This window comes from Tabrizicola sp., assembly GCF_030373185.1.
Taxonomy (GTDB): domain Bacteria; phylum Pseudomonadota; class Alphaproteobacteria; order Rhodobacterales; family Rhodobacteraceae; genus Tabrizicola.
Genome location: NZ_JAUCZH010000012.1, coordinates 15503 through 28035, shown reverse-complemented (window position 1 = coordinate 28035; position 12533 = coordinate 15503). Strand labels below are relative to the sequence as shown.

Below are 12533 nucleotides of genomic sequence, written 5' to 3'. Positions count from 1 at the left end.
CTTGCGGAGCCTGAATCATGCCGCAAGCGCAAGTTCAATGGGTCCTGACCCTAGCGAAAGCGTTCTCCCGATCCGGCTGAGGTCGGATTTTTCCGTTGCTTTCGGGGGTTATGCGGCTTGGGCTGTTAACCGGCACATTCCTCAAAAGGCCGGAGAGCGTTCTCTCCGGGCCGACATTCTCCAGACCTGTTGCCTTCGCCGTTTTGGTAAATTTTCCGCAACCCACTGAATAGATGAGGTTAAATTCCGGTTTGGAGTTGAGTTCGACCGCAGTCCCGCCTGCGGCTATTGTGACTGGGATCGGAATTTGTCAGGCCATTATTCGCTCGAGGCGCTGCTTGCGGTGCTGCCAATCGGCTAGCACACGATCCAAGAGTTCGTAGAAGGCTGCCCCGTGGTTTGGCTCGGCGATGTGGCACAGCTCGTGGGTAATGACGTAGTCAATGGCATCGACCGGTGCCTCGATCAGGCGACGATTGAGGAGCAACCGCCCAGCCGGAGACATAGAACCCCAGCGCTGCTTGATCTGCCTAACAATCAAGCCTCGCGGCCGGAATGCCTCGGGGTCTGGAAATCTCCCAAGATTATGCTCGGTTCGTTCGGCGAACTTCACATTGGCCCGTTCCCGATACCAGGCATCCACAAGCTCGCGGGTGACTTCGGTGCTGTTGGGGCGATGCGTTTGCACAACGATGAAGCCACGGGTTCCAAGTCGCAGGATCTGAATGTGTCTTTGATCTGTTTGTCGAGATCATCGCGATCAGTAACGATCAGTATGCGCGGGTTGGGGATGGACTTTTCGAGTGCCAAAGCCCTGCCGAGCATGACCATGGTAAGCGATTTCCCCGACCCCTGAGTGTGCCAGATTACGCCGCCTTTTCTCGCACCCTTGGCGTCAAACTGCTTCACGGTCTCCACAGCGCGGCGGATACCAAAGAATTGTTGATGCCGGGCTACTTTGCGCACGCCGCCGTCAAAAACGGTGAAGCGACGGATGATGTCGAGAAGACGTTCGGGACGGCACAGAGCAAAGATGCTGCGGTCCTGCTCAGTTACAGACCGGTCACTCTCCGCGGCCATTGAAGCAAAGTAGGCACGGGCGGGTGCAAAGTCGCCAGAAAACACGGCGTCAAGCTCCGCACTTGTGAGGGGGCGGTTCGCTGAGGCGGAGATCGCTTCGTCCGTGTCCTCTTCATCGCGCCAGGTGGACCAGAATTTCCGTGGCGTTCCGACCGTGGCATAGCGTGCCTCGACGCGGTTCATCGTCATAAGCAACTGGGCGAAATGAAACAGCTGGGGGATGTTGTCTTCACTCTGGTAGCCGATCAGCTGGCTGTCTGCTTTTTTCAGGGTCTCGGTGGGGCGCTTGTTTTCGATGACCAGGACCGGGATGCCGTTCACGAAGGCAACGATGTCGCAGCGTCGCGTCTGGCTCGATCCGGTTCGCTCGACAGAGAACTCCGCCGTCACGTGGAAAGCGTTGTTGCTTGGGTTTTCCCAGTCGATGAACCGAAATGAATAGCTCTTTGAATCCCCGTCGATCGACTTTGTGATCGTGGTGCCGAGCACCAAAGAGTCGAAGATATCCTGGTTGGTGCCGCGCAATCCCTTCAGGCGATCCGGAGTGGGCTTCAGCCGCCGCATAGCCTCATGTGCGTCTTCGAGGTCGAATCCGTATTCCCGGCCACGATGGCTGAACCGGTTGATACGCATCAGTGTCTCGGCAAGAACATCGTCGAGCACGACGTTGCGCGGCCGCCCGCCGCGCAGGCTAAGGGCCTCCGCTTGCGACAGGGGTTTGAACCCAAGGGCGACCAGCATCTGCAAAGCCGGTATCTGGGACTGGACGTTTTCTGCGGCGTTGAAACTCATTTCCCGGTCACCACGAAATTCTTGAAAGTAGAGATTGCGTCGTCAACCTGCTTCTGGGTCAGGCCCTGCTTGCAGAACTGCGTGATGCGTTGGCTCTTGCCGGAAACGACGTTTAGCCGGGTGCAGTGCAAGTCGAATTTGGCGCCGAATGTCGGCAAGACGGTATATGAGTATTCCTGTTTACTGCACTTGCCGATCTCATTGCCTGCAGCATCAACCGTCCAATAGCCCGGGAAATCCAGCTTTTCGAGTGCGCGACGCATTTCGAGTGAGCTTGAAAACCGCTGCGCGGGATCCGGGTGAACAGCTTTGAGGATAACGCGCCGGACAGATGCGGGGATGTGGCTCGGGAAGTGCTTTTGCGTCAGCAGCTTACCCGCCGCGATGTCCAACTCGTATTGGGTCGAGCCGATGCTTGCCCGGATGGCGCTGAGGATATTCAGACCGATCAGAAGCCGCGCAAGTGTCATGCCGACCTGAAAAATGTCCGAGCTCACACCGATATTGCCAGTCGCCAAGACCTCAGGCGCGCGATGAAGCAGGTAGCTCGTTGCAGCTACCAGACGATACATCTGGCAGGTTGGGATGATGAAGCTGCGAGAATGGGCGTCCGACGATCCCCAGTGGCCGTACGGGACCGCAAGATGACACGTGGCCCGAAGCCGAAACCCACCGCGCTCCGGCGCTTGAATGGCAACCCGGGCAAGCGCGCCTACAACCACGCCGAACCGCAAGCACCGGACGGCGTACCTGACTGCCCAAGCCACCTGGGTGACGCCGCACGCGAGGAGTGGGATCGGCTGGCGGAACCGCTGCACAGCATGGGTGTGGTCACCATCGCGGACCGGGCGGCTCTCGCCGCCTACTGCCAGTGCTACGGGCGCTGGGTCGAGGCCGAAGAGAAGCTGCAGTCGACGCCGATGCTGCTGAAGACGTCGACGGGCTACGTACAGCAGTCGCCCTGGCTCTCCATCGCAAACAAGCAACTGGAGCTGATGGGGCGTTACATGGCGGAGCTTGGTCTGACGCCCGCCTCGCGCTCCCGGGTCGCCAGCCTCGCACCCATGCTGCCGGCCGAGCCACTGAGGATTCAACGCATCATCATTGCGCCTGGGGAGTTCAGAAGCGACCTGTCCTCCACCCCGCGGCTCGATGAAGACGGCTCACTCGTCATTTCTGGTCCGGACGCCGATCTCTGAGCAATATCCGTTGACTGTGCGTTCCGTGACCGGACTGTACATAGCTGCGCAACGAACGTTTGGCAGGTTTGTACAGCCTGCGCGCAATCGCGGCGGAACTCAGCCTCCGCGGAATCAGGACGCGAAGGGGCGGTTCGTGGCAGGTGTCGAATGTACGGGCGTTGCTCGCTCGGCTCTGAACACTTTCTGCAAATGCAAGCCGGAGTCTGCGATCATAGAAGTGCCGTTGCGTCAACGATCACAAACAGCACGGAATGATAGCGCTCGCCGTCCTCGCGATCGCAACGAGCTTGCTGAGCGGCAGCGCGACTGGGTGCGGCCTCGCGATCTTGGCCCATGAACTGGACTTGGCCTGCTATATCGACCTGCGCGAACGGATGTATTGCGCACCGTTCAGATCAAGACGATCCGGTGTAAATCTGCTGGCTTGATTGCAGTTACGGGAATTCATGTCATCTGCTCAAGTTCTGCCACCAGTTCGTCCATGAACTGGCTCGCCAGGTAAGACAGCGGTTGATGCGCCGGGCTGATCACGCTCAGGCGCAAGCGAATCGTGGGCTGGAACGGTCGAAACACGATGTCGGATCGCCCTGCGCTGTAGAGTTCATGGTTCCGCTTGTTAATTGGATCAACGATGCCGACGATTCCGGTGCGTGCGATGATCGTGAACATGGGCACGAACAGGTCGGCATGCATGCGCACATGTGCACTGCATCCGGCATCGGCAAAGGCGCGCTGGATATCACCATTCAGGGCGTGGTCCGTGATGATCAAGGACAGCTGTTCATCAGCCAGATCCTGGGGAGTCAGCACGGATTTGTGCGCCAGCCGGTGCCCGGCGGCTAGCGCGCAGTAACATGGCATTGCGATGGTGTGGAGCTTGACCGCCTCGTGCGGCTCGAACCATTCCGCCAGGCCAATTCCGTTCTGATGGTTTCCGATCCAGTTTACCACCTGCGCCGTGCTCCATGACAGCAGTGAGACATTCACCGCATTTTCGGCCGTTACGAAGCGCGAAATGATGTCGGGCAGGAAGAACAACGAGGGGCCGGGAATGCTGAGCACCTTCAGATCGCCCGCGCGCTGTTGCCCGTAGTCGCGCAGGAACTGCTTCGCGTCGTTGATCTGTTCGATCACGTTGGTGGCGATGTTGCGCAGGTAGTACGCCTCGGGGGTCGGGGTCAGTTTGCCCTTCTCGCGGCGGAACAGCGGCACCCCCACATCCGCCTCCAGCCCTTGCACGATCTTGCTGACCGCCGGTTGTGTCAGCCCGACACGCCGTGCAGCGGCCGAGACGCGCCCACTGTCCATCACTGCGTTGAACGTCCTCAATTGCTTGAGATCCATGCTCGCACCCACCTGAAAGCCATTCCGCAATGGAATGTAGCATGGTCAATTATGAATTGGACAGAATGATCTCGCGCGGGTCTTATCGAGGTCGAAGCTGATCACTCGCCGCCCGGCCCGATGCAGCCCCTACACGACAATTCAGGCACCAACCACCCGGCGCAGGGCGCGTCCGGGCACGGGAGGGGCTTGCCCAGCAAAGGAAACCGACCCGTGATCTTTGATGACAGCGAATTCGAAATCCGATTTGGCGTGCTTATTCGGCACATGAGTGATGCGAATCTTGACGGCATGCTGCTCGACGATTCCGAGGCGCTGCACTATTTCACCGGCTTCGACATTTCGCTCACCAATTATCGCGCGTTGATCGTGAAGCGCGATGGCACGGCCACCTTCGTGCTGCGGAAGCTCGACGTCGCGCCGCTGGTCGAACGGACCTGGGTCAAGAACGTCGTTGGCTATCCTGATTGGGAATCGGCTTCGGAGGCGGTCGCCCACGCGGTGCGCGACAAGGGACTGGGGAGCGGCCGTATCGGCATCAGCTTGCAAAGCCATGCGCTGACGGTGGATCGGTTCAACGCGCTCAGGACACTTCTGCCCGAGGCCGACTTTGTCGACATCGGCGATTTGCCCTTTGTCTGGCGCAAGCAGAAGTCGGCCGCCGAGATTGCCAAGCTCGCGAAAGCTAGCGAGGTGGCCGACGTCGCCATCCAGCTCATTGCCGACAGTGCCGCTATCGGCATGACCGAGCGCGACGCGGCGCGAATGGCAGCCGAGGCCTATCTGCGCTTCGGAGCGGACGGAGGCTTTCTGGGGGTGATCACATCGGGCAAGGACTGGGATTTCCTGCATGGCCACCTGCACGACACCCCGCTGGTAGATGGCGATATCCTGCACATCGAACTGGTGCCGCGCGTCGATGGCTACAGCGCGCGCCTTATGCGCTGCGTGGTGATGGGCGAGATCACGGACCAGCAGCACAAGGTCGCCAAGGCGCTGATCGCGCTTCAGGATGCCCAGATCGCCGCGCTGAAACCGGGCGCGATCGCGCGCGACGTCGACGCGATCGTGCGCGATGGCCTGCTACAGAGCGGTCTGCGCACCAGCTATGACAACGTCACCGGCTACACAACGGGCTGGTATTCCGACTACTCAATCCGGGGCAGCGACTTCACCTGGATCTTCCACCCCAAGGCCGACTGGGTGGTAGAAGAGGGCATGGTGTTCCACATGTATGCATCCGCACAGGGAATCGCGTTCAGCGAAACCGTGGTTGTGCGGCCAGATGGGGGCGAGCGTTTGACGCAAATCGAACGCAAGCTGTTCTGCACCGCCGAGCGCAAGACTGGACAGTGACCGAAACCCGCGACGAAAGGTGGCACCGGCCATGACCCTCGACACGCATCAGCCCACGCCCGCCCCAGCGGAGGATTACCTTAAGGTTACGGGGTTCTCCAAGTTCTATGGCGAGACATGCGCCGTGCGCGACGTCAGCCTCGGGGTACGCGAAGGCGAATTGCTGGCGCTCCTGGGGCCTAGCGGGTCAGGCAAATCGACGCTTCTGATGGCAATCGCCGGGTTCGAGGCCCCCTCGTCTGGCGACATCACTATCGCGGGTCGATCGCTGGTCGAGCTGCCGCCGCATAGGCGCGGCATAGGCATGGTATTCCAGCGCTACGCGCTGTTTCCGCACATGACGGTGGCAGAAAACATCGCCTATCCGCTGCGGCGGCGGAACATGGCGCGGCGCGAGATTGCGCAGCGGGTGCAAGAGGCGCTGGAATTGGTGCGGCTCGATGCCTTTGGCGCGCGTCTGCCAACGCAGCTTTCAGGCGGACAACAGCAGCGCGTGGCACTGGCCCGTGCGCTGGTCTTCCAGCCCGGCTTGCTTCTGCTCGATGAACCGCTGGGCGCGCTGGACCGCAAGCTTCGCCAAGAGATGCAGACCGAACTGAAGCAGATCCACCAACGCGTCGGCACTACCATGATCCTGGTCACGCACGACCAGGAAGAGGCGCTGTCGCTTGCCGACCGTATTGCCGTTCTGGACGGTGGCCGCATCCAGCAATTCGGAACACCCGCCGAGCTCTATGACAGCCCGGCCAACGCCTTCGTTGCCGATTTCATCGGTGAATCCAACCTGATTCCGGCCAAGCGCATGGGCGCGGATGGCACGAGCGTTTCAGTGAAACTGAACGGAACCGACATCGTTGTCTCCGTGCCGCAGGCAAATATCTGCGCCGCGCCGAGCGACGACAGCTTGCTTCTAGGCGCGCGCCCCGAAGACATCGCCCTGTCGCCCTCGGCGTCGGAGACCGGCGCTGTGGTCGTGCAGACTAACTACCTGGGCGCCATGCTCAACGTGCTTTTGGAACTGGGCCCCTACCAGATCAGGGCCCGGATCCCGGCGCGCTTGGGAACCGGCCTGACCGCGGGGCAGTCGGTTGAGATCGGTTTCACGCCCGAAGCAAGCCGACTCTACACGGCGACATGACTGCGCCGTCGACGAAGCGAAACGACCTCAATTCCAGCGGAGAGAACGACATGATAGACCTAAATAGACGCAAATTTCTTGCTACCGGCGCAGCGGCGGGCGGGGCGTTCGCGCTGCCGTCGCTGCTGTCGGCGCCGGCCATCGCGCAATCGCTCAGCGGCACTGGCCAGGTCGTCGTCTATGACGGCGGTGGCGCCTGGGGCGAGGCCAAGAACATTGCCTATTTCGAGCCCTTCCAGGCCGAGACCGGCATCGAGGTCATCCGCCAGCCGTCGGGCACCGTGGGTTCGCTGCGCGCGGGCATCCTGGCCGGGCAACCTGCCTATGACGTGGCCAACATCGGCGGCAGCTCGATCGACGGGCTGGCCCGCGATGGCCTACTGGCACCGATCGATTACGGCTGGTTCAACGCCGGTGACCGCGACGCCTTCAATCCGGTCGCGGCCGGCGAGCACTTCGTGCCAGCGCTGTTCTACTCGCTGATCATCGGCTACGATGCCGACCGCTTCTCGAGCAACGCGCCGCTGAACTGGGGCGATGTCTGGGATGTCGACGTCTTTGGCGGCGGCCGCTCCCTGGCGACGGGCGCCTGGGGCCCCGATGGCGGCACCTTCGAGGCCGCATTGTTGGCCGACGGCGTGCCGCCAGACCAGCTTTATCCGATCGACTGGGACCGGGCCTTCCGCAGCCTCGATCGGCTGAAGCCCGAAATCATCAAGTTCTGGGAAAGCGGTGCCGAGGCCGTGCAGCTGATTGCCGACCGCCAGATTTCGGTGGGGAGTGCCTGGAACGGGCGGATCTCGGGTGCACAGGAACAGGGGCTCAAAATTGGCGGCTCTTGGGATCAGGGCATCCTGCAATGGGACGCATGGGCTGTGCCGACCGGCGCCGCCAATACCGAGAACGCGATGAAGTTCATCGCCTTCGCCTCTCGGCCCGAAAACCAGGCGGTGTTCGCCCAGAACATCCTCTACGGGCCGACCAACGCCCGGGCCTTTGACCTGCTGGCACCCGATCGCGCAATGCTGTTGCCGACCTATCCCACGCAGCGCGACAAGCAGGTGGTGCAGAACTATGGCTTCTGGAACGCTGCCGACGCGGGGCAAGAGGCTAATTATGCCCGCGCCGTCATCGAATGGGAACGCTGGCTGGCAGGCGCACGCTGATGGAAACGGCAGCACCATCCAACCCAAGGCGGATCCGCGCGATTGCTCCGGTGATCGTCTGGATGGTGCTGCCGGCCCTCGTGATCTTTGGTGCCGTCTATCTTGTGCCTCTGGCCAAGCTTGTTGCGGCCAGCTTCTTCCGCGACGGGGCGCTGACCCTGTCGAACCATCTCGATCTGATCGGTTCGGCCTCGTTCCGGGACATCGTCCTGCGTACCTTCAAGATGGCCGTGGTGGTGACCTTCTTCACGCTGCTGTTGGGCTATCCTGCGGCATATTTCCTGTCGCGGCTCGCACCGCGACGGGCCGCGCTGTTGCTGTTGCTGGTGACCGTCCCCTACCTGACCAGCATCCTGATCCGCAGTTATGCGTGGATCGTGCTGCTCGGCCCCACCGGGCTTATCAACAGGTCGCTGCTCTGGGTCGGCATCGTGGACGAGCCGGTACGGCTGATGTTCAACATGACTGGAGCCTATATCGGGATGGTCCAGATACAGCTACCGCTGATGATCTTTGCCCTCTACGCTCCTATGCAGCGCATCGACCGCACGTTGCTGAATGCGGCGCAAAGCCTTGGCGGCAACCGCGCCAGCGCGTTCTTTCAGGTCTTCCTGCCGCTGTCGTTGCCTGGGGTTCTGGGGGGCTCGACGCTGGTGTTCCTGTCGTCGCTGGGCTTTTACGTCACGCCCGCGCTGCTTGGCGGGACCGGCGATTACATGATCGCGCAGGCGATCCAAGTGCGGGTCAGCAACCTGGCCGATTATGATGCGGCCTCGGCGCAGGGCACCCTTTTGCTGCTGGTTGTAGTACTTGCCTTCGTGCTCTTGCGTCGCCGCCTGACCGACGGGATCTCCGAGAGCGCGGCACCGGCAGCCACGGGGCAACGCGTCGGCAACGGCCTGCGCACCGAGCGGATGCCCGAAGCGGTAGCACAGCGATTGCATCCGTTTTTCCGAGCGCTGAGCGAGGTGCTGACGTGGCTGCGTCTGCCCGCGCTTTATCTTGCGATGGCGTTCTGCCTTCTTTATCTGGTGGCGCCTATGGTGGTGGTCGTTGTGCTGGCCTTCAGCGATGCCGCCTATCTGACCTTCCCTCCGCCCGATTATTCGCTGCGCTGGTTCCGCGCGTTCTTCAGCGACCAGCGTTGGCTGTCGGCGCTGTGGTTCAGTACCTTGTGCGCGGGCCTTGCCGCAGTTCTGAGCACGCTCATAGCGGCACCTGCGGCCTTTGCGCTTGTCCGGCGGCGGTTTCCGGGGCGACTGACGCTGTATCTTCTGCTGATCTCGCCGTTGGTCGTGCCGCGCATCATCATCGGGGTGGCCGTGCTCTTTGCCTTCGTGCCGTTGGGTATTTCGGGCACGCCGATCGGCTTCATCCTGGCGTATGCCTTGGTCGGGGTGCCGTTCGTTGTGGTTCTGTTCGTCACCGGGCTGCGCCGTTTCGACCGCGACCTGGAAATGGCCGCGGCCGGGCTGGGGGCAACACCGGCCCGCGTTCTGTCGACGGTGACGTTGCCGCTTTTGGTGCCGACAATCGTCAGCGCGCTGCTGTTCGCCTTCATCGCCGGCTTCGACGATGTCGAACTCGGCCTTTTCATCAGCGGCCCAAATGCGACGCCTCTGCCAATCCGTATGCTCGAGAACATCCGGCTTGAAATCAGCCCTCAGATAGCGGTGGTCGGCACTTTGCTGTTCGCCGCCCTGATCGGAGTTTTCGGGCTTCACCTGGGGGTGTCGCGGCTACGCGGGCTACGGCGCCGGTTCGCCAAGAAAATGATCCTTTCCGGCACACCGCCCCGGCCGGGCGCAGAACGAGGTGCCAAGCCGTGAGTCAGAAGCATTTCGATGTGCTGGTGATCGGCGGGGGCGTGGTGGGGTGCGCTATGGCGCGGCACTTCACCCTCGCCGGAGCCTCGGTCGCCTTGCTGGAAAAGGCTCCCGACGTGCTGGACGGCGCGTCAAAGGGCAACAGCGCCATCCTGCATACAGGGTTCGACGCACCTCCGGATAGCCTGGAACTTGCCTGCATCCAGCGCGGCCACGCGCTTTACCTGCGCGATCACGCGGGCCTGCAGCTGCCGATCCTGCGGACCGGCGCGTTAGTGCTGGCGTGGAACGCCGAGCAGATGGCAAAACTGCCCGCCCTGATCGCCAAAGGCCAGGCGAACGGTGTGTCTGACATTCGAATGCTCAGCCGTGCCCAGATTCTGGCGCGCGAGCCGCATCTTTCCGAAACCGTGGTCGGCGGTTTCGAGGTGCCTGGCGAAGTCGTCATCGACCCCTGGACCACGGCGCATGTCTATCTACTGCAGGCGATGGCGAACGGAGCGACACTGCTGCGCAGCGCGGAAGTCCTATCGGGCGATTTCGACGGGGCGCACTGGCGCCTGCGCACCAGTGCCGACGAGATCACGGGCAAGCAGGTGATCAACTGCGCCGGCCTCTACGGCGATATTGTGGACACGGCATTGCTGGGCGAAAGCACCTTTTTTATCCGTCCGCGCAAGGGCCAGTTCCTGGTGTTCGACAAGGCGGCCTCTCGGTTATCGTCGTCGATCCTGCTGCCGGTGCCGACCGACAAGACCAAAGGTATCGTCATCTGCCCGACGATTTTTGGCAATCTACTGGTCGGCCCCACCGCCGAGGATCAGGACAGTCGCACAGATGCCTCGACTGACCGCGAAACGCTCGAAAGCCTGCGCATGACCGGCAAACGGATGCTGCCCGGTCTGGCGTCCTTCGAGGTGACAGCGGCTTATGCCGGTCTGCGCCCGGCCTGTGCGGCGCCGGGCTATCAGGTTCGGCGGGTGCCTGACATGAACTATGTCAGCGTCGGTGCGATCCGTTCCACCGGGCTGAGCGCCGCGCTGGGTCTAGCGGAGCAAGTGGCGGAGATGCTGGGCCGCGGGGATCATGTGCCGATGATCGATCCGCAGATGCCCGAGGTCGAGCGCCTGTCGGATTATCACGGGCGCGACTGGCAGGAACCGGGGTATGGCGAGATCGTGTGCCATTGCGAAAGGGTCACCCGGCGCGAGATAGATCGCGTTCTAGCTGGACCGATGCCGCCCCGCAGCCTGCAGGGCCTCAAACGGCGGACACGTGTCTGCATGGGCCGCTGCCAAGGGTTCTATTGCCGGGGGACGGTAGCGCAGATCTGTGGCGACCGGTTGGACATGCCGCAAGAAGATGCGGCATGAATGTCGAAGAACGTGAAATCCTGGCCTTTTGCGCGGTCGCGATTGTGGGTGGAGGCACGGCGGGCCTTTCCCTGGCGACCGAGTTGCGGCACTTGGGCGTCGGCGATGTCGTCGTAATCGAGCGCGAGACCGAGGCGGGGGGGGTGCCGCGGCACTGCGGGCATTACCCTTTCGGATTGCGTGAATACGGCCGGCTCATGAAGGGCCCCGACTATGCGCGGCGGAACGTGGCAGAAGCGCAAGAGGCTGGGGTCAGGGTTCTGACCGGCACCGCGGTGACGGGCCTGCATCCGGGCGGAGTGCTCGACCTGTCCGGCAATGCCGGGTCCGCACGCCTTTCCGCTCTGCGCGTGGTGCTCTGCACCGGAGTGCGCGAAGCGAGCCGGGCGCAGCGGTTTCTCGGCGGCGACCGCCCGCCGGGTGTGGTCGCCACCGGTACATTGCAGGACATGGTCTATCTGAAGGGACTGCGCCCATTTGACCGGCCGGTGATCCTAGGGTCGGAACTGGTGTCGCTGTCGGCGATCATGACCTGCCGCCATCTGGGTATTACCCCCCTCGCGATGATTGAGGAGGAGGAGCGGCTGATCGCCCGGCCGCTGTTTCGGCCATTTCCTGCCTTGATGGGTGTCAGGCTGCATACCGGCGTTCGCGACCTCCGCATCCATGGCCGTGACCGGGTCGAGGCAGTGTCGTTTTTCGACCGCTATGGCGGGGCCGTTTCGCTGGAAACCGACGGCGTCATCGTGTCGGGACGGTTCCGACCCGAGGCGGCGCTGATCTCGGACAGCCACCTCGAACGCGACCCCGGCACAGGTGGGCCGGTGGTCGATCAGTTCGGGCGCTGCTCTGACCCGAGCTATTTCGCGGCAGGAAACCTGTTGCGCGCAGCCGAGACATCAGGGTGGTGCTGGCGCGAGGGCGTCGACACTGCCCGCCGCATCGTCGCCGATATCGCCCGATACGGGGTGCAGCCCGCCACTAATGCGCCGCTTCCGATCCAGTTTTCGCATCCGGCGTTGCGCTTCGTCGTTCCGCAAGGGATCGCCCCGGGCGGTTCGCAAGGTGCCATGGTCCAGATGCAGCTTGGTCTGGAACGCCCGTTTTCGGGGCGGCTCGTCGCTCGGTCCGCGGGCAAGGTGCTGTGGTCGGGCAGGCTCAGCGGCGCGCCGGTCCGGCGGGTTCTCGCCCCGCTCGCCCCCATCTTGCACGCGCGGCTCAGTGCGCCCGTTGATCTTGCATTGGAATAGGGGGCA

The 12533-nt window shown here is 62.4% G+C and carries 12 protein-coding genes; 8 read left to right on the top strand and 4 right to left on the bottom strand.

The genetic code is table 11. The annotated features are described in order from the left end of the window. Positions 1–310: 310 nt before the first annotated feature. Genes QUV21_RS17390 through QUV21_RS17380 form a run of 3 tightly spaced genes read right to left on the bottom strand, consistent with a single transcriptional unit; the run spans position 311 to position 2444 of the window. Complete coding sequence (locus QUV21_RS17390; protein WP_300856597.1) at positions 311–643, bottom strand: M48 family metallopeptidase; 333 nt, start codon at positions 641–643, stop codon at positions 311–313. Then, the gene (locus QUV21_RS17385; RefSeq protein WP_300856595.1) at positions 610–1872 is read right to left on the bottom strand and encodes a type I restriction endonuclease; all 1263 of its coding nucleotides are present in this window, start codon (positions 1870–1872) and stop codon (positions 610–612) included. Before QUV21_RS17385 ends, QUV21_RS17390 begins: the two co-directional genes overlap by 34 nt. Next, entirely contained in the window at positions 1869–2444 is a 576-nt protein-coding gene (locus tag QUV21_RS17380; RefSeq protein WP_300856594.1) for a hypothetical protein, read from the bottom strand. The genes QUV21_RS17385 and QUV21_RS17380 overlap by 4 nt, the downstream gene beginning before the upstream one ends. A gap of 72 nt (positions 2445–2516) precedes the next feature. On the opposite strand from QUV21_RS17380, the gene QUV21_RS17375 reads away from it, so the two are divergent. Both QUV21_RS17375 and QUV21_RS17370 read left to right on the top strand, forming a co-directional pair. Next, on the top strand, positions 2517–3071 hold the full coding sequence (locus QUV21_RS17375) for a phage terminase small subunit P27 family (RefSeq protein ID WP_300856593.1): 555 nt from the start codon (positions 2517–2519) through the stop codon (positions 3069–3071). Between the two features lie 59 nt (positions 3072–3130). Further along, a complete protein-coding gene (locus QUV21_RS17370; protein WP_366908273.1) occupies positions 3131–3250 on the top strand; it encodes a recombinase family protein in 120 nt (39 codons plus the stop codon). 268 nt (positions 3251–3518) lie between these two features. Here the strand turns inward: QUV21_RS17370 and QUV21_RS17365 are convergent, their stop codons facing one another. Continuing rightward, positions 3519–4418, bottom strand: a complete 900-nt coding sequence (locus QUV21_RS17365; protein WP_300856591.1) for a LysR family transcriptional regulator — start codon at positions 4416–4418, stop codon at positions 3519–3521. Positions 4419–4631: 213 nt separating this feature from the next. Between QUV21_RS17365 and QUV21_RS17360 the strand changes: the two genes are divergently transcribed. From QUV21_RS17360 to QUV21_RS17335, 6 genes are read left to right on the top strand one after another with little or no spacing between them, the layout of a single operon-like run. After that, the gene (locus QUV21_RS17360) at positions 4632–5774 is read left to right on the top strand and encodes a Xaa-Pro peptidase family protein (RefSeq protein WP_300856590.1); all 1143 of its coding nucleotides are present in this window, start codon (positions 4632–4634) and stop codon (positions 5772–5774) included. A gap of 31 nt (positions 5775–5805) precedes the next feature. Then, positions 5806–6912 carry an ABC transporter ATP-binding protein gene (locus tag QUV21_RS17355; protein ID WP_300856589.1) on the top strand — a complete coding sequence of 369 codons (1107 nt, stop codon included), beginning with the start codon at positions 5806–5808 and terminating at the stop codon, positions 6910–6912. A 50-nt stretch (positions 6913–6962) separates the two neighbouring features. Further along, positions 6963–8078 (top strand): ABC transporter substrate-binding protein, encoded by a 1116-nt coding sequence (locus QUV21_RS17350; RefSeq protein WP_300856588.1) that lies wholly within the window; start codon positions 6963–6965, stop codon positions 8076–8078. A gap of 50 nt (positions 8079–8128) precedes the next feature. Beyond that, complete coding sequence (locus QUV21_RS17345; RefSeq protein WP_300856586.1) at positions 8129–9907, top strand: ABC transporter permease subunit; 1779 nt, start codon at positions 8129–8131, stop codon at positions 9905–9907. Next, positions 9904–11277, top strand: coding sequence for an NAD(P)/FAD-dependent oxidoreductase (locus QUV21_RS17340; RefSeq protein ID WP_300856584.1), 1374 nt, complete (start codon positions 9904–9906; stop codon positions 11275–11277). The genes QUV21_RS17345 and QUV21_RS17340 overlap by 4 nt, the downstream gene beginning before the upstream one ends. Continuing rightward, positions 11274–12527, top strand: a complete 1254-nt coding sequence (locus QUV21_RS17335) for an FAD/NAD(P)-binding oxidoreductase (RefSeq protein WP_300856583.1) — start codon at positions 11274–11276, stop codon at positions 12525–12527. Before QUV21_RS17340 ends, QUV21_RS17335 begins: the two co-directional genes overlap by 4 nt. Positions 12528–12533: the final 6 nt, after the last annotated feature.